This is a genomic window from Lentzea sp. NPDC036955 (genome assembly GCF_055608005.1).
This window is the reverse complement of sequence record NZ_JBVJRC010000019.1, coordinates 18,674-42,308: the sequence shown is the minus strand read 5'-3', so window position 1 is coordinate 42,308 and position 23,635 is coordinate 18,674. Positions and strand designations below refer to the sequence as shown.

Annotated in this window: 18 protein-coding genes; 5 read left to right on the top strand and 13 right to left on the bottom strand. The window is 70.2% G+C overall.

The genetic code is table 11. The features are described from left to right. Window positions 1-211 precede the first annotated feature (211 nt). Window positions 212-1,114: a DUF1996 domain-containing protein gene (locus tag ACZ7CF_RS41080; RefSeq protein WP_470372417.1), complete on the top strand. Its 903-nt coding sequence runs from the start codon at window positions 212-214 to the stop codon at window positions 1,112-1,114. A 122-nt stretch (window positions 1,115-1,236) separates the two neighbouring features. Here ACZ7CF_RS41080 and ACZ7CF_RS41075 read toward each other — a convergent pair whose 3' ends face one another. From ACZ7CF_RS41075 to ACZ7CF_RS41055, 5 genes are all read right to left on the bottom strand, one after another. After that, entirely contained in the window at window positions 1,237-3,429 is a 2,193-nt protein-coding gene (locus ACZ7CF_RS41075) for a discoidin domain-containing protein (RefSeq protein WP_470372416.1), read from the bottom strand. Window positions 3,430-3,531: 102 nt separating this feature from the next. Continuing rightward, the gene (locus ACZ7CF_RS41070; protein WP_360400482.1) at window positions 3,532-4,545 is read right to left on the bottom strand and encodes a LacI family DNA-binding transcriptional regulator; all 1,014 of its coding nucleotides are present in this window, start codon (window positions 4,543-4,545) and stop codon (window positions 3,532-3,534) included. Window positions 4,546-4,585: 40 nt separating this feature from the next. After that, window positions 4,586-7,678, bottom strand: coding sequence for a PA14 domain-containing protein (locus ACZ7CF_RS41065; RefSeq protein WP_470372415.1), 3,093 nt, complete (start codon window positions 7,676-7,678; stop codon window positions 4,586-4,588). Window positions 7,679-7,835: 157 nt separating this feature from the next. After that, on the bottom strand, window positions 7,836-8,660 hold the full coding sequence (locus tag ACZ7CF_RS41060) for a class I SAM-dependent methyltransferase (RefSeq protein WP_470372414.1): 825 nt from the start codon (window positions 8,658-8,660) through the stop codon (window positions 7,836-7,838). Between the two features lie 91 nt (window positions 8,661-8,751). Beyond that, entirely contained in the window at window positions 8,752-9,321 is a 570-nt protein-coding gene (locus tag ACZ7CF_RS41055; RefSeq protein ID WP_360400491.1) for a helix-turn-helix domain-containing protein, read from the bottom strand. Window positions 9,322-9,369: 48 nt separating this feature from the next. Between ACZ7CF_RS41055 and ACZ7CF_RS41050 the strand changes: the two genes are divergently transcribed. Then, a complete protein-coding gene (locus tag ACZ7CF_RS41050) occupies window positions 9,370-10,272 on the top strand; it encodes an NAD(P)/FAD-dependent oxidoreductase (protein WP_470372413.1) in 903 nt (300 codons plus the stop codon). Window positions 10,273-10,274: 2 nt separating this feature from the next. On the opposite strand, the gene ACZ7CF_RS41045 is transcribed toward ACZ7CF_RS41050, so the two are convergent. Continuing rightward, complete coding sequence (locus ACZ7CF_RS41045; protein ID WP_470372412.1) at window positions 10,275-11,492, bottom strand: GDSL-type esterase/lipase family protein; 1,218 nt, start codon at window positions 11,490-11,492, stop codon at window positions 10,275-10,277. A 58-nt stretch (window positions 11,493-11,550) separates the two neighbouring features. Beyond that, the gene (locus tag ACZ7CF_RS41040) at window positions 11,551-12,411 is read right to left on the bottom strand and encodes an NYN domain-containing protein (RefSeq protein WP_360400500.1); all 861 of its coding nucleotides are present in this window, start codon (window positions 12,409-12,411) and stop codon (window positions 11,551-11,553) included. A gap of 113 nt (window positions 12,412-12,524) precedes the next feature. On the opposite strand from ACZ7CF_RS41040, the gene ACZ7CF_RS41035 reads away from it, so the two are divergent. After that, complete coding sequence (locus ACZ7CF_RS41035; RefSeq protein ID WP_470372411.1) at window positions 12,525-13,115, top strand: bifunctional 4-hydroxy-2-oxoglutarate aldolase/2-dehydro-3-deoxy-phosphogluconate aldolase; 591 nt, start codon at window positions 12,525-12,527, stop codon at window positions 13,113-13,115. A gap of 10 nt (window positions 13,116-13,125) precedes the next feature. Here the strand turns inward: ACZ7CF_RS41035 and ACZ7CF_RS41030 are convergent, their stop codons facing one another. Further along, on the bottom strand, window positions 13,126-14,073 hold the full coding sequence (locus ACZ7CF_RS41030) for an NAD(P)-dependent alcohol dehydrogenase (RefSeq protein WP_360400506.1): 948 nt from the start codon (window positions 14,071-14,073) through the stop codon (window positions 13,126-13,128). Between the two features lie 58 nt (window positions 14,074-14,131). On the opposite strand from ACZ7CF_RS41030, the gene ACZ7CF_RS41025 reads away from it, so the two are divergent. Beyond that, window positions 14,132-14,755, top strand: a complete 624-nt coding sequence (locus ACZ7CF_RS41025; protein ID WP_470372410.1) for a TetR/AcrR family transcriptional regulator — start codon at window positions 14,132-14,134, stop codon at window positions 14,753-14,755. A 5-nt stretch (window positions 14,756-14,760) separates the two neighbouring features. On the opposite strand, the gene ACZ7CF_RS41020 is transcribed toward ACZ7CF_RS41025, so the two are convergent. Beyond that, on the bottom strand, window positions 14,761-15,222 hold the full coding sequence (locus ACZ7CF_RS41020; RefSeq protein ID WP_470372409.1) for a hypothetical protein: 462 nt from the start codon (window positions 15,220-15,222) through the stop codon (window positions 14,761-14,763). A 113-nt stretch (window positions 15,223-15,335) separates the two neighbouring features. Here ACZ7CF_RS41020 and sph point away from each other — a divergent pair, with 113 nt between their 5' ends. Then, on the top strand, window positions 15,336-16,268 hold the full coding sequence (sph, locus tag ACZ7CF_RS41015; protein ID WP_470372408.1) for a sphingomyelin phosphodiesterase: 933 nt from the start codon (window positions 15,336-15,338) through the stop codon (window positions 16,266-16,268). 131 nt (window positions 16,269-16,399) lie between these two features. On the opposite strand, the gene lysA is transcribed toward sph, so the two are convergent. From lysA to ACZ7CF_RS40995, 4 genes are all read right to left on the bottom strand, one after another. Next, window positions 16,400-17,713, bottom strand: a complete 1,314-nt coding sequence (gene lysA, locus ACZ7CF_RS41010) for a diaminopimelate decarboxylase (protein ID WP_470372407.1) — start codon at window positions 17,711-17,713, stop codon at window positions 16,400-16,402. Window positions 17,714-17,892: 179 nt separating this feature from the next. Further along, complete coding sequence (locus ACZ7CF_RS41005; RefSeq protein ID WP_470372406.1) at window positions 17,893-18,348, bottom strand: hypothetical protein; 456 nt, start codon at window positions 18,346-18,348, stop codon at window positions 17,893-17,895. 254 nt (window positions 18,349-18,602) lie between these two features. Then, complete coding sequence (locus ACZ7CF_RS41000) at window positions 18,603-20,045, bottom strand: flavin monoamine oxidase family protein (protein ID WP_470372405.1); 1,443 nt, start codon at window positions 20,043-20,045, stop codon at window positions 18,603-18,605. A 231-nt stretch (window positions 20,046-20,276) separates the two neighbouring features. Then, window positions 20,277-22,526: a collagenase gene (locus ACZ7CF_RS40995; protein WP_470372404.1), complete on the bottom strand. Its 2,250-nt coding sequence runs from the start codon at window positions 22,524-22,526 to the stop codon at window positions 20,277-20,279. Between the last annotated feature and the right edge of the window lie 1,109 nt (window positions 22,527-23,635).

The window sequence follows — 23,635 nt, the reverse complement described above, 5'->3', positions numbered from 1 at the left end:
CTCCCCGGCGCGACGGGAACCGCAGAACTGCTCAACCGGTGGAACCTGAGGCCGCGTGCGGGGAGAGCGCTCTCACAGCCTTCCTGTCGCACGGTACGACGAGACGTCCGCGCTGTCAAAGAACCGGTCTTGACACCTCGCGGACCGGAGCGGGAACCTGAGTGGGAGAGCGCTCTCCAAGCCGGTACCCACCATCGGCAGGAGGACACAGTTGTCCAGAAAGCTCAGCGCACTGACGGCAGCGGCCACCCTCGTGGCGGCAGTTGTCGTCGTGCAGCAAGCCCAGGCCGACGACCTGGTCACGCACCACGAGTTCCAGGCGAACTGCTCGGTCACGCACCACCTCCCGGACGACCCGATCGTCTTCCCGGGGCTGGCGGGCGCGTCGCACCTCCACACGTTCCTCGGCAACCCGTCCACCAACGCCCGCACCACCACCGACTCGCTGCGGGCAGCCCAGACCAACTGCAGGACGCCCGACGACAGGTCCGCCTACTGGTTCCCGTCGGTCTACAACGGCGACCAGGTGGTGCCGCCGAACTTCCCGCAGGTCATCTACTACAAGTCCGGCATCCTGAGGTACCAGGACGTGGTGCCGTTCCCGCCGGGCATCCGGTTCGTGGTCGGCAGTCCCGGTGCCACCCAGGAGCAGTTCCGCACCGCGCCCGGCGCCGTGGAGGGCTGGGAGTGCGGTGACAGCTCCCACAACTGGGACATCCCGGCGCACTGCCCGCCCGGCACCCAGCTCAACATCCGCTACCAGGCACCGAGCTGCTGGAACGGCCGCGACCTCGACTCGGCTGACCACAGGTCGCACATGGCGTACCCGGACCGCGCGACGCTCGTCTGCCCGTCGTCGCACCCGGTGGCGGTGCCGATGATCGAGTTCAAGATGGCGTTCCCGGTGTCCGGTGACATGTCGCGCGTCCGGCTCTCCAGCGGCCGCGGCTACACCTGGCACTACGACTTCATGAACGCCTGGGACGCGCCCACCCAGGCCGCGCTGGTCCGCCACTGCATCAACGGTGGTCTCCAGTGCGACCCGCGTGGATATGACCTGTACAAGCCGCAGAGGGGTGCCGCCCTCGGCCCGGACTACCGGTTGCCGAGGTAGCGTTCTCCCCTTCCCCGCACCCCGGGGCGGCGCGTGCCCTGGGGTGTTCCCCTTCCACCGCGGAGCAGAACGGGCGCCGCGACCGGGGTGGCCGCGGCGCCCGTCAGGCGCTCATCCCGCTGTCAGGGGTAGCTCACGACGTAGCGGACCTGGTTCGCGAGGTCCGCCTGCCCGCCGGTGCCGTTGATGACGTTGGCGATCGTGCCCACACCGCCCAGCGACACCGCGACCAGGTGCGTGAACCGCACGCCTGCCCGGTTCGGCGCCTCGAACGCGTTGTCCGTGACCACGCCCGGGTTGGCCTGGTTGAAGCAGTACACGCCGACGCCGAACGCCTGGTGCGTGGTCACCGAGTCGGCGACCTTGTAGCCGGCCCAGCCGCGCTTGGAGCCGTTCATCCACGCCGCCTGGTTCGGCGGGTCGTACGGCAGCTCGTTCTGGTAGAGGTACACCCGGCCGCCGTTGCCGTTCCAGATCAGGTTGTGCTGCTGGTAGTGCTCGACGAACAGGCCGTAGGCGATGACGTTGTCGCCGTTGACGACCACGCCGTTCTGGCCGGGGTTGGCGGTCCAGCTGACGCCCTCGCCGTGGTCGGCGCGCCAGACCCAGGTGTGGTCGATGATCGTGTTGCGGCTGTTGACCCGCATGCTGACCGTCGCCTTGCCCGCCTGGGAACCGCCGACGCGCAGGTACACGTCGTGCAGCGAGGTCGGGTTCGCCGAGTGGTCCGCGGTGCCGGCGTCACCGATCTCCAGCAGCACCGGGGAGTTCTGCACGCCGGCGTCGACCAGGAAGCCGGCCAGCCGGACACCGTCCACATCGGACGTGGTGAGCGCGGCCTTCCCGGTGGTCGGCGTCAGCGTGGCGAGGCCCAGGCCGAGCACGACGGTGTTCGGGCGGGTGATGCGGATCGTGTCGTCGACCTGGTGCACACCGGGCGTGAGCAGCAGGTGCTTGCCCTGGGCCAGTGCGGCGTTGGTGGTCGCGACCGGCGTGCCGGGCTTGACGATGAAGAAGTCCGCCAGCGACACCGACGTGCCGGGGTTGCCGTTCTCCCAGCTGGTGCCGCGGGAGTTGGTGCGCAGCGCGGGCAGGAAGACCCGGTACTCACCGGAGCCGTCGAGGTACAGGTACGGCTTCTCGCGCGTCACCGGAGAGGTGTCCACGGTCGTGTGCGACGGGTTCGGGAAGTGGTCGGCAGGGGCGCCCTGCGTGCCGGCGAACACCATGTTCCACACCGAGCCGGACCAGCCGCCCGCGAGGTTGCTGTTGCGGGTGAGGAACTGCTGCTGCGAACCGGAGACGACCACGCCGTCGATCTTGCTGTCGACGATCAGGCCACCGCTGGCCCAGCCGTCGTAGCCGTTCCACAGGTGCGCCTGGCCACGCAGGTGCATCCGCCGGTACGCCGTGGCCTGCGACACCGCCCAGCGTTCGATCTGGTTGGCCGGCAGCGTCACCGACAGGTTCTCCGCGCCACGCCAGAAGTTCTGCGTCGCGTTGCCGAGGTTGTTCGGGTCGTCGCCCTGCTGCAACCAGTCGGCCTCGACGCGGATGTGGCCGTTGATGTTCACGTCGTCCGGGTTCAGCCCCAGACCCGCGACCTGCGTGTAGAACCGCAGGTTCACATCGGCGTTGTAGCTGCCCGGCTTGAACAACACGGCGTAGCGCTGCGGCCCGAACTGGTTGGTCTTCATCTGCGCGGAGATCGCGTCCAGCCGCGACTGCATCTCCGACTGCGACGACCCCGGCCCGTACACGAACACGTTCGGCCCGAAGTCCGGGTTCCGCGGGTCCGTCGGCGGCACCCCGGTCGAGTCGGTCACCGCGTTGACGCTCAGCTCCCACAACGAGTAGCCGTACCCGGTGCCGCGCTGGGTGCCCAGCACCCGCACGTACCGGCCGGACCCGGTGACGTCCAGTGCCTGCGTGCCGCCGGTACCGGTCGTGGTCGAGTACAGGGTGCTCCAGGAGCTCGCGTTGTTGCTCACCTGCACCTGGAACGCCTTGCCGTACGCCCCCTCCCAGGCCAGGGTCACCCGGCAGACCTGCTGCGTGGAGCCGAGGTCGACCTGCACCCACTGCGGGTCGGAGAACTGCGACGACCACCGCGAACCCGCGTTGCCGTCGACGGCGGCGGACGCCGGGGTGCCACCGTTCTCGGTCGAGGACGCCGTGGCGGTCTTGTTGAGGGCGACGTTGGCGGTGCCGCACGCGGCGGCACCGGCGGAGGTCGAGGTCGTGGCGCTGACGGTGGTCACGAGACACAGGGCGGCGGCGGAGAGCGCGGCCACCCTGGACAGGGGTATGCCCATGATCCTGCCTGACACGAAGGGGCGTTGAGCCCGGGACGGGTGGCGACCGGTCGCCGTGAGAGCGCTCTCCCGAACGTTAACCCCGTGTGTCGGACAGGTCAATCAAGCAGAGGCGCGGACGACGAGTTCCGGTTCGAAGATGACGGATCTCGGGCGTTGTCCCGGTTTTTCCAGGTCGGTGAGCAGCAGCTCGGCCATCGCGGCGGCCATCTGCTCGACCGGCTGCCGCACGGTCGTGAGCTGCGGGCGGCACGCGAGCGCGGGCGTGCTGTCGTCGAAGCCCACGACCGCCACGTCGTCGGGGACGCGCAGCCCGTGCTCCTGGATGACGAACACCGCCGCCTGCGCCATCAGGTCGTTGGCGGCGAAGACGCCGTCGAGGTCGGGGTGCTCGGTGAGCAGCCGGGTCATCGCGGCCCCGCCGCTCTCCGCCGTGAACCCGCCCTCCGCGCTCGGCACGTACGGGAAACCGTGGCGGGCCATGGCATCGCGGAACCCCGCGAGCCGGTCCTGGCTCGCCAGCACGTCGAGCGGGCCGGAGATGGTGACGACGTCCGTGCGCCCGGACGCCACCAGGTGGTCGGCCGCGAGCCGCCCGCCCGCGCGGTGGTCCATGTCGACGTAGCTGACGGGCGTGGGCGCGCCGGGCCGGGCGTAGAGCACCGAGGGCACCCCGGCGGCCAGCAGCCGGGCCGGCAACGGGTCGGCGGGGTGGGTGGTGACGAGCAGCGCGCCGTCGGCACTGCCCTGCCGCAGGAACTCGACCACCTCGGTCCTGGCCGGTTCGGAGTCGGCGAGCATGAGCACCGGGTGCACGCTGTGCGGGCGCAGGAAGTCGACCACGCCCGCCGCGACTCGGCCGAAGAACGGGTCGGTGAACACGTCCGACCCGCCGCCGGCACCGGAGATCACCAGCGCGACCGTGCCGGTCCTGCGGGTCACGAGGGACCGGGCCGCCCGGTTGGGCGAGTACCCGGTCTGCTCGATCGCGCTGCGCACCGTCTCCTGGAGCTGAGGGTCGACGTTGCGGGTGCCGTTGACCACGCGCGACACGGTCGCGCGCGAGACACCCGCAACTCTGGCGACGTCCTCCAACGTGGGTGCGCTCTTGCTCATGCCACCGGTTGTACCACGCAGGGAGAGCGTTCTCCCAACATCAGGACGTGACGCGCACGTCCTTGATCGCACCAGGCCAGAAGTCGACGTTCTGGCCGTTGTACTTGGCTCGTCCCACCGTGAACGCGCCGGTGCTCACGACCGCCGGACCCGCCGCCGCGGTGGCGACCAGCGCGCCGTCCACGTAGAGCCGGATCTCGCCGCCCCTGCGCTCCCCCTTCAGCTCGTACCAGCGGCCGATCTCCGGCGTGGTCTCGAACCGGGCCCGGTTGCCGCCCGGCGTGCTGAACGCGAACGCGCCCTGCCCGTACTGCAGGTAGAAGGGGTTCTCCCGCTCGCGGCCGTCCTGGCTGACGGCGGTGGCGTAGTTGCCGGGCACCTCGTCGAGCCGCACCTTCGCGGACACCGCGTAGTCGCCGGTCGTGTCGACCACCGGGCCGTAGGTGTCCGCCGAGCCGTTGTGGAACTGCAGCGCGCCGTCCTTCCAGGTGGCGCCGGTCGGGCTGAGCGTGAGCGGGTTCTTGCCGGTCGAGTCCTCGGCGACGGCTCCCCTGGTCTCGTCGAGCTTCCACTCGCCGCTGCCCGCGTACGGGTACGGCTTGCCCGCGTTCGCCCCGGCCTCGATGACGCGCCGGTTGATCTCGCGGACGGGACCGGGGTCGACCTTGATGCGCTTGCGGTCGTAGGTCCACAGGCCGTTGAGCTCGCCCTCCAGGTCCGTGACCTGGGTGTAGACCGACGCGGACAGCTCGGCGCGAGCCTGACCGAGGTAGAACGTGCGGGTGTTGTCGACGTACTTCGCCGTCAGCGCCGCCTTGTCCGCCACACCGCTGTAGATCGCGATCGGCGCGCCCGGCCACTGGTGCCCCGGCGTGCGCAGCGTGAAGCCGCCGTGCTCGCCGTCCACCACGACGCGCTTGCCGTCCGGGCGGGCCGGGTCGGTGTTGTTGTAGTCGTGGTGGTCGAGCACGTCACCCCTGCCGCTGTCGCCCTTGGACGCGCAGCAGTTCACGCCGCTGTGGGCGTTGACGATCCGGCTCGGGTCGGCGGCCTTGACCTGGTCGGTGATCTGGCCGGTGACCGTGCGGTCCCACTCGCCCCAGCCCTCGTTGAACACGATCCAGGCGTAGATGGACGGGTAGTTGTGCAGCTGCTCCATCAGCTCGCGGCCCTGGCTGACGAAGGCCTGCTGCGCGCCGGGGTCGTTGCCGTCCTCCAGCGACACGAAGTCCTGCCACACCAGCAGTCCGAGCCGGTCCGCGTGGTAGTACCAGCGGGCGGGCTCCGCCTTGATGTGCTTGCGCACCGCGTTGAAGCCGAGGTCCTTCTGCGCCTTCAGGTCGAAGACCAGCGCCTCGTCACTGGGCGCGGTGTTCAGGCCGTCCGGGTAGAAGCCCTGGTCGAGCTGCATGAGGTTGAAGACCGGCTGGCCGTTGAGGGTCAGCTTGGGCGTGCCGCCGACGTTCGCGATGCCGGTCGAGCGCATGCCGAAGTAGCTCTTGACCTTGTCCTTGCCGAGCGTGACGTCGAGCTTGTAGAGGTACGGGTCGTCCGGCGTCCACAGGTGCGCGTTCGGCACGGGCAGCGCCAGGTCCGCGTTCGCCGGCCCGGTGACGGTGCCGACCTGCTTGCCCCTGGCGTCGCGGGCGACGGCCGTGACGGTCCCGGTGCCGGCGGACCGCACGTTGACCGTGAGCGTGCCGGTGGCCAGGTCCGGGGTCGTCTTGATCCCGTCGATGCCCTTGTCCGCGACCGGTTCCAGCCACACGGTCTGCCAGATGCCCGACGACGGCGTGTAGAAGATGCCGCTGGGGTCGGGCGACTGCTTGCCCTTGGGCTGGTGCGGGCCGGTGGTGTCGGTGACGGCGACGACGATCTCCTGCTCACCGCGCTTGAGGGCGTCGGTGATGTCCGCGCTGAACGCCGTGTAGCCACCGGTGTGCTCGGCGACCAGCGTGCCGTTCACCCAGACCTTGGCCTGGTAGTCGACGGCGCCGAAGTTGAGCTTGAGCCGCTGCCCGCTGCCGATCCGCCAGTCGTGCGGCACGGTGACGGTCCTGCGGTAGAACATGTGGTCCTCGTGCCGTTCGAGGCCGGAGAGCTGCGACTCGACCGGGTACGGCACGATGATCTTCTCCGGCAGCTTCTTGCCGAACCGCGGCTGCTCACCGGCCTTGGCACCCGCGAACTCCCACGGCCCGTTGAGGTTGAGCCACCGGTCGCGTTCGAGCTGCGGCCGCGGGTACTCCGGCAAGGGGTTGCGCGCGTCGAAGTTCTCGCCCCACGGCGTCCTGAGCCGCTCGGCCGAGGTGTTCTTCACCGTGCGGGCCGTCTTCTCGACCTTCCGCCCGTCCACGGCGAGCGCACCGGCACCGTCGTAGTAGATCTTCACCCGCTGGCTCTTGAGCACTTCCTCCGCGAGCCGCACGGTCACCCTGCCGCGGCTGGCCGTGACGACCGAGACCGGCATCGGCGTGGCGTCGACCTCGACCCGCAGGTGCTCCCTGAGGTCGGACGTCCCCGTGACGCGCCCGTCGAAGTCCGCGGTGAGCGTCCGCCCGTCCTTCGAGACCTGCGCGCTGCGCGGCACGACCCGGAAGTCCGCGGGCGGCGTGAACGCGGACTCCGGCACGATCTGCTTCGGCGTGGTCGCGCTCGACCAGCGCAGGTACATGTTGGCGCCGCCGACGTCCTGGAACATCTCCAACCGGAAGTCGTACTGGCGCCCCGCGGTGAGCGCGACCGGCGCACTGGTCTGCTCGCGGTCCCAGTCCCCCACCCAGTGGTCGATGACCGGCTGCCCGTCCACGAAGAGCCGGAACCCGTTGTCCCCGATGGCGTGGAACGTGTAGTCACCGGTCTGCGGCACCGCGATCTGCCCGGTCCACCGCGCCGTCGTGTGCTCGGTGCGCCCGGCCAGGAACCCGAACGTCGAGGTGAGGTCCGAGTGGTTGACCTCGGCGTCGAGCACCGTGCCGGCGAGGTTCGCGAAGTCCCTGGCCCCCGGCGCCGACATGCTGAAGTACTCGCCCTTCAGCCCGTGCACGGGCTCGGCGGCGCCGGCCGGTGGTGTTCCTGGCATGACGCCCAGTGTGAGCAGCAGGGCGAGGAGTGCGGGGGCGGCTTTCCTCATCGGCGAGATTCCCCTTCGAATTTACAACGTTGTAAGAGCGCTCCCATACATCCACGCACAGGGTTCGGAGTCCCTGCTACGGCCGTTCGGAGGTATCAGGCATGTCAGACCGGACAAGTTGCCGGACAGGCAGCGGCGCCGATTGTCATCTCGTGAGCTATGCCTTTCGTGCGGCCCACACGGAACGTTCGGTGCGCACGGCCAGATCGGTGCGGTGCAGCAGACCGGTGGGGCTGTGCGGGTCGAGGAGGTCGTCGAACGCGGCCAGGTCCTCCGCGGACAGCACGTCGTCGACGGTGCCGCGCATGCGCCGCAGGCCGGCCAGTGCGTACCGACCGACCACTTCGGACTGCGGGAGGTGGATGGCGAGGGTGCGCTCGGCCTCCACGGTGAAACCGGCGGCGGTCAGCTTCGGGCCCCAGTCGGCGCCGCGGTGCGGGACGAGGTCGGCGTGGCGGCGGTCGCTGGCGGCGTGGATGCGGTCTTCGAGGTCGGTGCCGAGGAAGCGGGGGAAGCCGGCGAGCTCGACGACCGCGAACAGGCCGCCCGGAGCGAGGACGTCGTGGACCTGACGCAGGGCGCGTGCGGGGTCGGCCATGTGGTGCATCGAGGCCGATGCCCACACCAGGTCCGGGGTGCCGAGGTCGGGCCAGGTGGTGTCCAGGTCGGCCTGGACGGTGGTCACGCGGTCGGCGAGGCCGAGCTCGCAGGCCTTCTCGCGCAGGCGCCGCAGGTGGTCGACGTCCGTGTCGACCGCGGTGACGTGCGCCTCCGGGAACTCGGCCAGCAGCGCGAACGTGCCGGCGCCGGTGCCGCAGCCCAGGTCCACGACCTGGCGGGGGCGGTCGACGGGCAGCCACCGGATGAGGTCGGCGGTGTGCTCGGCGACCACCTCGGCGTCGAGGTCGAGGATGTCCGCCATCCCGTGGTCGTGGCTGTGGCCGTGACCAGCGCCGTGTCCGTGTCCGTGCTCGTGGTTCATGCAACTCAAACTAGGACCGCCGTGCGCCAGATGCACGGCGTCTTGCGCAGGAAGCAAACAGGTCGTCCTCAGCCCTGCCGGAAGCGCAAGATCAGCCCGTTTTCCGCTCGTTGTGCCCCCGCCGCGCCTCGCGGTCGAAGATGCCCATGACCTCGCACGGCCCGCCCGCGGTGCCGATGGCGTGCGGCAGCATCGTCGGGAACTCGGCGGCCTGGTTGGTCTCCACGCGGTACCGGCGGTTGCCCAGCAGCAGGATCGCGGTCCCGGACAGCACGACGAGCCACTCGTGCCCGGAGTGCGCGCGCAGGCCCGAGGGGCTGTCCGGCGGCGGGGTGGTCATGCGCTGGCGGATCACGGTGATGCCGGGCTCGGCCCTGATCGGCCAGCGCATCTGGCCGTGCGCGCCGTCGATCAGCGGGCTGACGATCACGTCCTCGGTGTCGGTCTCGACGAGCTGGTCCAGCGAGGTGTCCAGCGCCCGCGCGAGCACGACGAGCTGGTCGAGGGCGAGGCGGCGCTGACCGTTCTCGATGCGGCTGAGCGAGGACGGGCTCAGCCGCGCGCGGGTCGCCAGCTCCTCCAGCGACCAGCCCTGCGCGAGCCGCAACGCGCGGATCCGTTTGCGCACGAGGCTGTCCAGCTCACCATCTTCTTGCGTCATGCGCACGATCGTATGCTCGATCCGCAAGGCGCACCTACCGTCGGTGCCATGACGAAGAACTTCGACGCCGTGGTGATCGGCGGTGGTGCCGCCGGACTGAGCGGCGCCCTCATGCTGGCCCGTTCCCGCCGCACCGTTGCCGTGGTCGACAGCGGCACGCCCCGCAACGCGCCCGCCCACGGCGTGCACGGCCTCCTCGGCCACGACGGCATCCCGCCCGCCGACCTGCTCAAACGCGGCCGCGAGGAGGTCGAGGGCTATGGCGGGCAGATCATCGCCGGCGAGGTCGCGGCGACCGCACGGGTGCAGGACGGCTTCACCGTCACGCTGAGGGACGGCCGGGTCCTGCACGCCCGCCGGCTGCTCGTCGCCACCGGGCTGCGCGACGTGCTCCCCGACGTGCCCGGCCTGGCCCGCCACTGGGGCCGCGGCCTGGTGCACTGCCCGTACTGCCACGGCTGGGAGGTGCGCGACGAACCGATCGGCGTGCTCGCGGTCGGCCCGGCGTCGGTGCACCACGCGCTGCTGTTCCGGCAGCTCACCGACGACCTCGTCTACTTCGCGAACGGCACGGGGCTCGACGCCGAGACCCGCGCGAGCTTCGCCGCGAAGGGCATCCGGGTCGTGGACACGCCCGTCGCGGAGGTCGAGTCCGACGGCGACGACATCAGCGGCGTCCGGCTCACCGACGGCGAGGTCGTGCCGCGCCGGGTGATCGCCGTCGTCACCAGGATGCTCGCCCGCACCGAGGGCGTCGAGGGGCTCGGCCTGCCGGTGGAGGACCTGCCCAACGGGCTGGGCCGCCGGTTCGTCAGCGGCGCGGCGGGCACCACCGACGTGCCGGGCGTGTGGGTCGCGGGCAACGCCACCGACCCCACCGCGCAGGTCGGCGCGTCCGCCGCGGCCGGAGCGCTCGCGGGCGCGCACATCAACGCCGACCTGCTGCACTGAGGTCAGCGGAACGACTTCAGCGCCACGTAGTCGGCGATCGCCTGCTGTCCCCTGATGTTCGCGTGCACGCCGTCGCCGGTGTCGTAGAGCGGGTTGATGCTGTTGGGCCGCAGCGGGTCTTCCAGCACCTGGTCGAGGTCCACGACCTCGGCGCAGGTGCCGGAGCAGTCGCCGCCGCGCTTCACGAAGTCGTTGACGGTGTGCCGGTCCACGTTGTTCTGGTCGCTGTAACCGGGTCGCGGCGTGATCGGCGTGACGTGCACGTCGATACCGGCCTTGCGCAGACGGTCGAACACGGCGCGATAGCTGGTGACGATGTCGTTGGCCGTGCAGCCGTTCGCGATGTCGTTCGTGCCGTAGTAGTAAATGACGTCGGTGACGCCGTGCAGCGCGAGAACGTCCCTTTCCAGCCGTGACAACGCATCGAGTCCGACGAACGCATCCGGTGTCCTCGGGCAGACGGCGCTCGTCGTGCCACTGACGCCCGCGTTGGCCACGGCCAACTGCTGGTCGGCGGGCAGTTCGGCCACGATCCGCCGTGCGAGCACGTCCGTCCAGCGCTTGTTCGTGCCGAGCTCGGTGCAGCCCGGACCGCAATTCGTGCTGCCGACGCCGTCGACCACCGAGCTGCCGAACGACACGATCGTCCCCCGCAGCCGCGGGTTGAACACGTCCACGGCGCTGACGAGGTACGTCGACTGGACGCGTTCGGTGTAGGCGGCGGCGCCGGTGTCGGCCGTGTGGTCACCCGAGCCCGCCGGGGTGAGGTAGTTGTCGCGGAACGCCGACTCGTGCCGGCCGGGGACGACGTCGCCGCTGACGTACGTGCTGACCGCGAGGTCGGTGCCCGGCGCCGTGTCGAGCGGGGTCCGGTCGCTCCACACCTCGCCACCGGCCGGGATGGTCACGCTCCGGCGCCCGCCGAACGTGACGTCCACCGGCCGGGAGACCGCCGCGTCACCGGTGCTGAGCCCCGCGGTGGTGCGGTCGACGGTCAGCGGCTGCCGCCCGAACGTGTTCTGCAGCCTGACCCGCACGGCGTTGCCGCCCTGGCTGAGGTGCGTGATCATCCGCAGCGACTGGTCGCGCACGGCGACCGGGGCGAGGTTTTGCTGCGACTGCGCCCACGAGGTGAACCAGCCGGGCCGACCGGCCTCGGGGGCGGCGGGCGCGAGGACAGCGGCGAGCACGACGGCGATCACCTGGATGGGTAAATCCATGCGCCGTAGAGTGCCCACTCACGCACGTGCTGTAATCATGTGCTGTGTCACAGCCGTCTCACTTGGCCGGTGGCGGCACGTCGCCGAGCCGCACGGACTGCGCCCGCGGGTACTTGCGGCCCGCCATCGGCACCGGCGATCCGGTGAACGACACCGGTGTTCCCGCCAGCAGCAGCGTCAGCCCCTCCGGCAGGTCGTCGCGCGAGACGAACCACGACCCGCCCTTGGAGTCGGTGATGAAGCCGTGCGACTGCCCGGACTTCCAGGTCGCGACCGTGCCCCTGCGGCGGCCGCGCGGTGCGCCGACCGGTGACGCCACCGCCTCCGACGAGCGCACGAACGCCCGGCGCAGCGGGTAGTCCGGCTGGTCACCGGGCGCGAACAGCTCGTCGAACCCCGGCGTGAACGGCGTCGCGGCCCGCAACGGCGCGGCGGTGCGCGGGGTCCACGAGGGCATGTCCTCCCCCGACCGCACGTCCACCACCGGCAGCACCACGTGCACGCCGCGCGCGGTCAGCCTGGTCACCAGCGGCGCGAAGTCCGCGTCACCGGTGAGCAGGACGACCCAGTCCAGCGGCACGGTGGTCGCCCGGTCCCAGGCCTCCAGCGCGAGGTGGACGTCGACGCCCTTCTCCTTGCCGCCGTGCAACGGCATGTCGTGCCGCGTGATCCCGGCGGCGTTCAGCACCGCGTCGAACGACGCCGCCGGGGTCTCGATGCGGCCGCGCACGTAGTGGGCCTCCGCGACCACGCACTCGTCGAGCGGCCGGCCGGTCTCGGCGTGGACGAACCAGCGCACGGCGTCGTGCAGCCCGTCCACCGAGATCCGCGCCGCCCGCCGGTGCGCGGTGGCGTAGAAGTCGCTGAGGTAGGCGAACCACGTGCCGTCGTAGAACACGCCGATGCGGACGATCCCCATCGGACAGACATTACCGACCCGGTCAGGGCGTACGGATCGCCCGACCCCGGCAGCGCGCGTCCCGGCTCCGCGCCGGGAACAGTCCACAGTTGATGGTCAGTAGGGTGGCGAGCGTGAGCTACCGCTACGAGATCACGCAGGCGGTCGTGCGGCAGGGCATCATCGCGATCGTCCGCACCACCGACGCCGAGTCCGCGGTGAAGGCCGCCGTCCCGTTGCTGGACGCGGGCCTCACGTCGCTGGAGCTCCCGCTGACCAACCCCGGCGCGCTGGACGCCATCCGCGAGCTGCGCGCGAGCCACCCGGACGCCACCATCGGCGCCGGTTCCGTGCTGGACGAGACCTCCGCCGTCGCCGCCGTCCGCGCGGGCGCCCGGTTCCTGGTGGCGCCCAACCTCGAACCGGCCGTGATCCGCGCCGGTCACCGCTACGGCGCCGCCGTGCTGCCCGGTGCCGCCACCGTCACCGAGGTGGTCCAGGCGCTGGAAGCGGGCGCGGACGCCGTGAAGGTGTTCCCGGCGCCCACCCCGCGGTGGGTCGAGGACGTGCTCGCCGTGCTGCCGCACGCGCCGCTGGTGCCGACCGGCGGTGTCGCACCGGCCGACGTGCCCGCGTGGCTCGCGGCGGGTGCGGTGGCGTGCGGGGTCGGGTCGGCTCTCGCCCGCACGCCGTTGGCCGAGCTCCAGGCGCTGCTGCGGCCGTAGCACCACGGGTTCAGTCGATCTGCACGACCACCTTGCCCCGCACACCGCCGTGCTCCAGCGCACCGTGCGCGGCAGCGATGTCGGCCAGCGGGAACACCCGGTCGACCTGCGGGCGGATCGCCCCGGTCGCGACCAGGCGGCCGAGCTCGGCGATCAGCGGGGCGGTCGGGTTGCCGCTGAAGAAGCGGGTCCAGCGGGTGCGGTGCAGCGCGTGCGCCGCGATGTAACCCAGTGAGCGGACCGGGCGGTCGAGGTCGAACGCGATCGCCACCAGCCGCCCGCGCGGGGTGAGCAACCGGCGGAAGGCGGGCAGGTCGGTGCCGACGGTGTCGAGCACGACGTCGAAACGCCCCAGATCGCCGGGCGCGCGGTAGTCGACCGCCTCGTCCGCTCCGAGCCCGGTCACCAGGTCCAGGTTCTTGGCACTGGCCAACCCGGTCACGTGCGCCCCCATCGCCTTCCCGAGCTGCACGGCGATGTAGCCGACGCCGCCCGTCGCTCCCCGGACGAGCAGCCGCTCACCGGGCGCGAGCGCGGCCAGGTCGCGCAACGCGGTGATCGCCGTGGTCCCGACGGGCAAGGCGGCGGCCTGCACGGCGTCGAGCCCGGCGGGAACGTGGTCGAGCCGCTCGGCCGGTACGGCCACGTACTCCGCGGCCGAGCCCATCCGCCGCCCCAGCACGCCCCAGACCAGGTCACCCGCCGCGAACCTGCTGTTCTCCGGCGCGACGACCTCGCCGACCAGGTCGATGCCCACCCGCTTGGGAAAGCTCTTGCCGCTGAACGGGCGCAGCCGCCCGGCACGCATCGCCAGCTCGCCGCCGTTGACCGACACGGCCCGCACCCGGACCAGGACCTCACCGGGGCGTGGCCGCGGGACGGGCCCGGTGGTCACGGACAGGACCTCAGCGGGCCCGTACCGGTCGTAGGTCGCGAGCCGCATCGAAGTGGAAACCATGCTCCAGTTCTACGACCGGAACCGGACGGTGTCATCCACTTCGCTTAAAGTGAGAGGGGTGTCGACGACATCGCCTCGCTTGCGCACGGACGCCGCCGCCAACCGGACCAGGATTCTCGACACGGCACGGGAGGTCTTCGCGGCGGAAGGGCTAGCGGTCCCGATGAGCGAGATCGCACGCCGCGCCGGCCTCGGCGTCGCGACCCTCTACCGCCGGTTCCCGACCAAGGAGGACCTGGTCGCGGAGGCGTTCTCCGAGCAGATGCACGAGTGCGTCGGCCTGCTCGACACCGCCCTCGCCGACCCCGACCCGTGGCGCGCGTTCTGCCGGGTGATCACCCAGGTGTGCGCGATGCAGGCCAGGGACCAGGGGTTCTCCAAGGCGTTCATCACGGCCTTCCCGCACGCGGTGGAGTTCAGGACGCTGCGCGAGCAGGCCGAGCGGGGCTTCGCGGAACTGTTACGCCGCGCCCAGGCGGCCGGTGCGCTGCGCCGCGACTTCGACCCGGCCGACCTCGCCCTCGTCCTGCAGGCGAACGGCGGAATCCGGGCCAGTACGCCCGAGGCGACCGCGGACGCCTCCCACCGGCTCGTGGCCTACCTGCTGCAGGCGTTCCGCGCAGAAGGGGCCGGCCCGCTCCCTCGTCCCGTCACCATCTCGCTCGACGCGGCGTTGAGCTGAGCCGGTTATCGGGCCGAGTACCGCACGCCGGACCAGTACACCGGCGTGAGGCCGGCGAGCCGCCCGTCACCGGACCGCACCACGGCGAAGTCGCTCTCGACGACCGACCGGTCGGCGCTGGTCGCCCGCAGGCGCAGAACCGCTACCCGGGAGCCACCGGTGGACCCGGCGTCAGGTTCGAACGACACGACGACAGGACGATCACCGCCCGGGGTCTGCCCCGACGAGCGCGCGTCGTCCACCAGCCCTCTGCAGATGCCGGGCACCTGCGCGACCGACTCGCAGAACCGGCCGTGGTCACCCGCCGGGGCCAGCCGCACCGCCTCGTCGAGCAACGCCTCCGCCTCAGCCCGTTCGATCGCGGGCCCGTCGGACGGCATGGCCGCGACCACTCCGGCCAGCACGGACGCGAACACCACCGCCCCGACCACCACACCGGCTCGCCTGCGTGCCTGCAACTCCCCCATCGCACCAGCGTAGTGACCACGCGCAGCGGTCGGCTGGACTTAATCGATACGACACCATCGGGCCATGCGCCAGCAGTTGTGAAGGAGTTTCACGTACTGCACCATCGGCCCTCATGCGCCTGATCACGCTCACCGCCGCCGTCGCGCTCGCGATCGCCGCGGCACCGGCGACCGCCGCCTCCGCCGCGACCGCCCCGAAGATCGCCACCTACAACGTCTTCATGCTGTCGCGGAACCTCTACCCCAACTGGGGCCAGGTCGCCCGCGCCGACCTCATCGACAGCACCGGCACGCTGAACGGCCAGGACGTCGTGGTGCTGCAGGAGGCCTTCGACAACACCGCCTCCGACCGGCTGCTGGGCAACCTGCGCGACACCTACCCGCACCAGACGCCGGTGCTGGGTCGCAGCCGGGCCGGCTGGGACGTCACGAGCGGCGCCTACCGCGACGAGACGCCCGAGGACGGCGGTGTGGCGGTGCTGAGCCGGTGGCCGATCACGACACGGGTCCAGCACGTCTACCGCGACGCGTGCGGCGCGGACTGGTTCTCCAACAAGGGGTTCGCGTACGTGCGCATCGAGGCGCCGAGCGGGCCGCTGCACGTGATCGGCACCCACCTGCAGGCGGAGGACTCGGCCTGCACCAGCGCGCCGGGCGGGTACCGGGCCAAGCAGCGGGCCGAGATCAGGGCGTTCCTCACCGCACGCGCCATCCCCGCCACCGAACCCGTCTACGTCGCGGGTGACCTCAACGTCGTCCGGGCGAGCGCCGAGTTCGCGAGCATGGTCACCGAACTGGGCGCGCGGACGCCGACGATCACCGGGCACCCGTACTCGTGGGACTGCGCCGACAACAGCGTCTGCCGCGACCAGTACGGGCCCGAGTACGCCTCGGAGCACCTCGACTACGTGCTCACGGTCCAGGGACCTCCACTGGTCAACGAGACCCGGCGGGTGAAGAGTCCGGAGTGGACGATCTGGTCGTGGGGCCGCAAGCACACCTACACCGACCTGTCCGACCACTACCCCGTCTTCGCCACGGGCTGAGCGCCCGCCGCAACACAGCCGCTTCGCTCACGCAGGTTGCCAGCTGTTGTGCCTTCGCCGCCCCAAGTCCCCCGCCCCTTGCTCTGCTGGCGTCTGCAAGCAGGGGGCGGGCAAGACTTCTGGCCAGGTGCTCAGACGTATCGGCGCAGCAGGTCTTCTTCGGTCTCCCGCCGCACGACCGGCCGCGCCACACCGTCGCGGACCGCGACGACCGGCGGCCGGCCGACCTGGTTGTAGTTCGACGCCAGCGCGTGGTGGTACGCACCCGTCACGGGCACCGCCAGCAGGTCACCGGCGTGCACGTCCGCGGGCAGCGGCACGTCCTGCGCGAGCACGTCGCCGGCCTCGCAGTGCCGCCCGACCACGGTCACCGGCGCCCGGCGGCCGCCCCGCCCGACGAGCCGCACCGCGTACTTCGCCCCGTACAACGCCGGCCGCGGGTTGTCGCTCATCCCGCCGTCCACCGCCACGAACGTCCTCGCCGCCGACCGCTTCACCGCGCACACCCGGTACAGCGTCACCCCGGCGTTCGCGACGATCGACCGCCCCGGCTCGATGAGCAACCGCGGCACCGGCACCCGGTGCACCCCGCACTCGTAGCTCAGCGCCACCCGCACCCGGTGCGCGAACCCGGCCAGGTCGAACGCCGGCTCCCCCGGCAGGTACGGCGCGCAGAACCCGCCACCCAGGTCCAGCTGCTCGATCCGCACCCCGCACGACGCGATCAACCCGACCATCCGCCGCACCGCCTCCTCGTACGCGGCCACGTGCCGCACCTGCGACCCGATGTGGCAGTGCACCCCGACCAGCCGCAACGACGGCTGCTCCGCCACCCGCTGCACCGCCTCCAGCGCCACACCGGACGCCAGCGAGAACCCGAACTTCTGGTCCTCCACCCCGGTGGCGATGGCGGCGTGGGTCTGCGCGTCCACACCGGGCGTCACCCGCACCATCACCTCCTGCCCGTGCCGGGCGAGGGAGCCGAGCTGGGCGATCTCGTCGAACGAGTCGACCACGACCCGCGACACCCCGTACGCGAGCGCGGCTTTGAGGTCCTCACCGGTCTTCACGTTGCCGTGCAGGACGATCCGCGCGGCCGGAAACCCCGCGACCCGCGCCAGCGCCAGCTCCCCCGCGGACGACACGTCCAGCGAAAGCCCTTCGGCGGCCATCCACCGGTACACCTCGGGACACGGCAGTGACTTCCCCGCGAACACCACCTCCGCCTCGGGCAGCGTGCTGACGAACGCCCGTGCCCGCGCACGCACCGTCGCCTCGTCCAGCACCTGGCACGGCGTGCCGAACTGGGCTGCCAACCGCGAGACGGGCACTCCACCGATGACGAGGTCCGCGCCGTCGAGCCGGGTTCCGTCCGGCCACAGGCCCTGTTCCGGCACCGGTCCGGTGGAGCACCCGGTGCTGGGCAACAACTCCGCGAGTGTCATGCCGGTGATTGCACGCCGGTCACCGGTGCGGTGTCAGGGCCCGCGACGAGTCCCTGACACGGTGGGGACCCGCTTTGACGCGATCCTGACGGGCCGGGTGGCCCGGACCACATCGGCGATCGGTTGCGCAGGTGGTACCGCACGGCTCGGCGCCCAGGTGCTCCCGCCCGCCGTGCAGTTCACCGAGCCGCGGCGACCGGAGCGAGCACCGGACGCGGTACCCGCACCACGCGGTGTGCGCAGGCCTCCAACCTGGCAGCGACCGGCTGGCCCTCCCAGATCAGGACGTCGAACTCCCCGTAGTCGGCCAGCGCGGTGAACGCACGATCAGCCGACGCCACGGCGAAGCTGCGGCAGCCCTGCTGATGGGCATACCGCGCGTGGCACAGCAAGGCGTGTTCGGCGGCGTTGGCGTGCTGCGGCACCCGGCACGCGGCGATCCCGAGCTCCGCCAGCACGCTGAGCGTGAGGTCCTCGTGCGTGCCCGGATGGCTGTAACCGGCCATCACGTGATGAACCGGCCCGGCCGCCGCCACCAGCGCACCCACCCTCGCGCGCAGCAGGCGAGGACGCGGCTGGTTCGGTCCGACCACGTTCTCCAGGTCGATCAGCAGTACCTTGTCCGTTGCCTCCACGAGTCCGATTCTGCGGCCGTAGACGCGCTCCGGCTCGTTGCCGTCCCCGACCGGGTGACACCAGTCCACACGCAACACCGCGTCGCACAGCGTGCCCGCCCGCCGAAAGGGCCCCTGCCCACACCGGTTTCACCGGCATCCTGCACGCTGAAGCCCTTGGCAGCGATCTTCCTCGACAGGAAGAACGATCGTCCAAGGGCTTCATCCGTGATCAACCAAGGCCCGCACTTCGCCGCCCCGGGCTGAAACTCGGGCTAGTCCTTCCAGGGCACCTCGTCGCGCAGCCCCTCGTTGATGGCGAAGGCGTTCTTCACCGCGGCCTTGAGCGCACCCTCCACCCAGCGGCGGTGACGGCGGTCGCACGCGTCGTTGGCGAACCACACCCGGCCCACCGGCCGGATCACGTCCTCGTAGAAGCCCTCGCTCATCTCGAACGCGCGGAACAGCGGGCCGATGCCGCACGCGTACCAGTCGAGCGCCCAGTCCTTGTAGACGCCGAACTCGAAGGTGTCCCGCGCCTCCGGGTGGATCTTGACCAGGTCCTCCAGCGCCTGCTGCACGCTCTCCTCGCCGGCCAGCGGCGTGTAGGGCATGCTGTCCTGCTCCCAGCAGTAGGACGCGATCATCACACCCTTGCGGTAGCGGGGGTCCTGACCGGCTGGCGGGTAGACGATGTTGCGGATGGCCAGGTCGGTCACCGTGAGCCCGTGCGTGATGCCGTACGCGCTCTCCCACCACCGCTCGCTGAACTGCATGAACAGCTTGTGCGCGCGGCCGTAGTAGGTGTTGCGGATCGCGTACCACTTGTCCGGGTCGAGGCCCTGGATCTCCATGTGCCGCAGGGCCGCGAACGGCACGGTCACCACCACCTCGTCCGCGACGACGGTGTGCGATCGGCGACCCGAGCGGTAGTGCACGCGCACCCCGCTCTCGTCCTGGTCGATGCCGTGCACCTGCGCGCCGAGCCGGATGTCGTCCATCAGGTACGGCTCGAACGCGCGGGGCAGCGACTCTGCTCCGTCCACTATGTACGTGAGATCGCCGAAGACGTCCTCGTAGTAGTGGGAGAACCACTCGACGAGCGAGAAGTGGTAGCGACCCTCCAGGTTGAACAGCGGGCCGAGCATGGACAGCGCGCCGTCACCGAGCCCGCGCTCCTTGAGGTAGCCCAGCAGCGTGTACTTGTCGTAGTCGACGAGGATCTTCTGCCAGGCCTTGTCCGGGCCTTCGCTCTCCATCAGGTCGATCAGCGGCTGCACGGTGTGCCGCAGCAGTTCGTGCGGTGCCTTGTCGGCCTCTGCAGTGGACAGGTCGAAGTTGAACGAGGTCGCGTCGAAGTCGCGCCGCCGCACGCCTTTGCCCTGCAGGTAGATGAACGTGTCCTCGTCGTACATCGGGAAGGGCTTGGTCGCGAGGCCGAACTTGTCCTTGATGAGCCACTGCACCAAGGGGTGCTGCTCCGGGAAGCGCATCGCGCCGAACTCGCCGTACATGTCGCCCGCGAACCCGCGGTGGGTGAGGATGCGCCCACCCAACCGGTTCTGCCCTTCCAGGACGGTGACCTCGTGCCCGGCTTCCTTGAGCAGCAAGGCGGCCGTCAAGCCCGCCATCCCGGCACCGACCACCGCGACTCGGCGCTTCGGCGCCGAACTCTCCGGCAACCCGTCCTTCAACAGGTCGAGCACGTCCAAAGCCATGACCGAACCCCTCACTCACCGTCTTCGTCCTGAGCTGGTAGGAGAGGCGGCCGTCCTCGGTTCGACCGTACTGCCGAATCAAACACCGGACTACGACACGATGGGGTGGTGTTGTCCAGGAACCACTCGACTTCGCCGTTCTTCCCAGGTGGTGGAGGTGCGGCTCGACGGAACGTGGCCCCGCCGAGCCGCAGCCTCAACCGGTGAAGATGTCGGGCAGGTGGTGATCGGTCAGTACTGGGTTGCCACGGTGACGCCCGAGCAGCCGGTCTCGCCCTTCAGGCTGATGTAGACGTAGCCGGAGGACGGGTTGCTCACGGTGATCGCTTCGGTGTTGTCGCCACCGGCCGAGCGCTGAGTGGCGTTCGCGGTGGTCGCCCACGAGCTGGGGCTGAAGAACAGGTCGCAGTTGCCGGTTCCGCCCGAGGCCGTGATCCGCAGCTGCGGCGTGCCCGCGGGCAGGGACAGGAAGAGGTAGTCGTAGTCGCCGTTGCTGACCGACCTGTTGGAACGCTGGCAGTTCTTGCCGAGCGCACGCAGGTCGCTGCCCGTGCATTCGGCCGTGCCGCCGCCGTTGCCGATGGCGACCTGCCTGGAGGTCGTCGCCGTCGAACCGCTGTTGTCGGTGACGGTGAGGGCGATGGTGTAGGTGCCGTCGGCGGTGTAGGTCTTGGTCGGGTTGGTGGCGGTGGAGGTGGTTCCGTCGCCGAAGTCCCACCGGCGGGAGGCGATGGTGCCGTCGGCGTCGGTGGAGCGGTCGGTGAGGGTGACCGTGCGACCGGTGACGGTGCTGGTGAACTCCGCCACGGGGGCCCGGTTTCCGCCGCCGCCTCCGCCGCAGTTGCCAGCCGCGCAGGCCGACAGCCAGGTGTACCAGTCGGTGTCGTACCGGGTGCCGATGGTGTTCTTGAGCAGGGTGCGCGCGGCGTTCCAGTTGCCGGCGCGGTAGTGGTTGAGCACCGCGGTCATGTCGGCGGGGTGGGACTGGAGCATGTAGCGCACGGCGAGGTAGCCCCACCGGTACACGCGTGTGGTGTCGTGGGAGTAGGTCGTGTCGAACAGCGTGCTCAGCGCGTAGGTGCGCCGCCCGGCCTCGGTGATCGCGGCGTCGTAGTTGATGTTGCGGTAGTGGTAGGAGATGTACTCGGCGAACCCTTCGATCCACCAGATCGTCGGCGTGGTCGTTCCGGCGCCGAAGTCGCCGTACATGTTGAACCGGCCGTCGAGGTAGTGGGTGTACTCGTGGTTGAGGTTCCAGATCGCGAACTGCGGGCGCAGCCACTCCGCCTCGTAGGCGATGAACCGCGGCTGGTTGCCCGACGCGGCCGGATTGCCTTCCAGGTACATGCCACCGTTGTTGGTGTCGATGCCGAACTGCGCACCCGCGTAGGTCTGGTAGTCCGTGCTGGAGTCGTACACCACGACCTCGAGCGTCGTGTTGTAGTCGTTGGCCACCGGACCTGGGTCCCTGACCACGTTGTGGAAGTAGGCGTCCTGGTTCGCCAAACTCACACAAGTGTCACGCAGTTGCGCGCTGGTCATCTCCTGGGCCCGGATGTTCAGCGACGCACTGCACCGGTGGGTGATCGGCAACACCGCGGCCATCAACCGGGCCTGCAGGTCGCAGGTGTCGTAGTAAGCGCAGTTCGGCTTGTCGTAGGCATCGGTCATCTCCGCCACCCCGACCCACAGCGGCGCGGTCGGACCCGTGATCGACGACATGCCGAGCAAGCCCTTGACCTTGGGCTGCACGGTCACGCGCAGCGAGGAGTACTGCGAGAACCGCCCGAGCTCCCGGCCCGCGTTGGACGTGAGGTAGCCCTGCTGCCCGGAGAGCAGCCCCAGGTGGCTAGACGCGAAGTTGTACAACGTGTCCAGCACGCCGGTGTCGCGCTGCACCGCCGACACGAACTCCGGAACCTGATGCCCCCGGAAGAGGACGGTGTACACGTTGTTGACCGCGTTCAGCATCCACCAGGAGGCGTCGTACGAGGTGTTGTAGCCCGTCAACATCCGCTTGACGACGTTCAGGTAGCGCGCGTTCTGTTCGGCGCTGTCGATCAGCGTGATCGCCTCGGCCAACACCTCGCCGTTGGCGTCACTGACCTCGAAAGCCCGCGAACTGCCGAAGAACCCGTCCAGACCGGCCTGGATGGCCGTCTGCAGGGCCGGGCCGTACGTCCCGACCGTGGACTGGTTGTACCAGTGCACGTAGTACCCGGCCCGCAAGTACAGGACCAGCTGCGCCGTGCCCGTCGAGTTGTTCCCGGGATACGTCGTTCCGTTGTCGCGCAACCCATGGGCAACGCTGGCCATCTGTGCTTCACGGAACGCGTGGTAGGCATCCGATCCGGTGAGGTTGAACAGGGAGTTCACGCAGTCGGTCGTCGAGCTCCGGATCTTGTCGACCAGCGCCACGCCGGTTCGGCTGGTGAAGTCGGCGACGCTGCACACGGCCGCCGCGGATCGGCGATCGCGCATCGAGGGCGGCTCAGGAGCGCGGACTTCCTCCGGCGCGTTGTAGTCGCGCCGTGACTCGGCCTCGAACGCCGGCCTCGGTGCCCGTCCATCGACCGGCAGCGGGGTCTTCGCAACATGTCGATCACTGGCCGCCAGCGGGCGGCCGACAGGGGCAGGCGCTTGCGCTCGGTTGCTGCTTTCCGCAGTGCCGGAAGCCGGCGCCGCACCGGCAGATCCGGCACTGGTGCTGTAACCCAACGTGACGATGACGACGAGCAGGGTCGTCCACACGCATCGTCGAATTCTCAATGATGTCATGGCTTGTCCTTCAACATCGGTCGCTCGAGCACGACCGTGACGGCTATGGCAGGGACCGTTCTGTGTGCGCAGCGTCACACAGCGCGATAGTCAACGTTCATGCCGAACACCGATAGGACCGTGCTATGAGGACTGCTTCCAGGGCAGACCTGGCAGCCGTTGGGGCCGGAGCAGGTGCAGCGGTTGGTGCCTGGGGACACGCTGTGGACAGTTACAGGACAAATTCGGCGTTTCGTCCAGTTCGTGCCTGACGAGGGGCAGACTTGCTTCCGGTCCGCTAAAAGGCGGGACGACAAGGCGACGAGATGGGGCTGACGTGGGTGTACGGAAGTGGTTGAGCGCAGCGGCCGTCACGGTCGTGGTCACGTCAGGATTGGCCGGCATGGCTCCGTCGGCGTCGGCGGCCACTCGCCTCGGCGGCATCGACCTGGGCGCCTACTGTCAGAGAACAGTCAATCCGGGGGACGCCAGCATCGCCTACCTGGTGGAGAACCACGCGAGGGGATGGCGCTGCGTGGACTCGATGTGGGTGGGCCCGCCCTTCGGCTGGGCGACCTACGCCGTGCGGGACATGGACCTCAACCACGCCTGCAGGTTGCAGTACGGCGGAGAGGCGTATGCGGTACTTGAGCAGAACCACGCGCAAGGCTGGGCGTGTTACCGATAGCACGAGCGTACACATCGACTGGCTGAGGCTGACCCGACTTGACCGCCTTCTGAAAGCTCCCTCACTGCCGCACTTTCCGCAGAGGGAATTCAGCTTGAGACGCCCACGCAGGGCGGATCGCCCGCTCAAGCAAGGCTTCCGCCTC

Bases quoted from the DNA above. Each gene is read 5' to 3' on its own strand.
- ACZ7CF_RS41075 (WP_470372416.1), bottom strand. From the start codon at position 3,429: ATGGGCATACCCCTGTCCAGGGTGGCCGCGCTCTCCGCCGCCGCCCTG.
- ACZ7CF_RS41070 (WP_360400482.1), bottom strand. From the start codon at position 4,545: ATGAGCAAGAGCGCACCCACGTTGGAGGACGTCGCCAGAGTTGCGGGT.
- ACZ7CF_RS41065 (WP_470372415.1), bottom strand. From the start codon at position 7,678: ATGAGGAAAGCCGCCCCCGCACTCCTCGCCCTGCTGCTCACACTGGGC.
- ACZ7CF_RS41060 (WP_470372414.1), bottom strand. From the start codon at position 8,660: ATGAACCACGAGCACGGACACGGACACGGCGCTGGTCACGGCCACAGC.
- ACZ7CF_RS41055 (WP_360400491.1), bottom strand. From the start codon at position 9,321: ATGACGCAAGAAGATGGTGAGCTGGACAGCCTCGTGCGCAAACGGATC.
- ACZ7CF_RS41050 (WP_470372413.1), top strand. From the start codon at position 9,370: ATGACGAAGAACTTCGACGCCGTGGTGATCGGCGGTGGTGCCGCCGGA.
- ACZ7CF_RS41045 (WP_470372412.1), bottom strand. From the start codon at position 11,492: ATGGATTTACCCATCCAGGTGATCGCCGTCGTGCTCGCCGCTGTCCTC.
- ACZ7CF_RS41040 (WP_360400500.1), bottom strand. From the start codon at position 12,411: ATGGGGATCGTCCGCATCGGCGTGTTCTACGACGGCACGTGGTTCGCC.
- ACZ7CF_RS41030 (WP_360400506.1), bottom strand. From the start codon at position 14,073: ATGGTTTCCACTTCGATGCGGCTCGCGACCTACGACCGGTACGGGCCC.
- ACZ7CF_RS41020 (WP_470372409.1), bottom strand. From the start codon at position 15,222: ATGGGGGAGTTGCAGGCACGCAGGCGAGCCGGTGTGGTGGTCGGGGCG.
- sph (WP_470372408.1), top strand. From the start codon at position 15,336: ATGCGCCTGATCACGCTCACCGCCGCCGTCGCGCTCGCGATCGCCGCG.
- lysA (WP_470372407.1), bottom strand. From the start codon at position 17,713: ATGACACTCGCGGAGTTGTTGCCCAGCACCGGGTGCTCCACCGGACCG.
- ACZ7CF_RS41000 (WP_470372405.1), bottom strand. From the start codon at position 20,045: ATGGCTTTGGACGTGCTCGACCTGTTGAAGGACGGGTTGCCGGAGAGT.
- ACZ7CF_RS40995 (WP_470372404.1), bottom strand. From the start codon at position 22,526: ATGCGCGATCGCCGATCCGCGGCGGCCGTGTGCAGCGTCGCCGACTTC.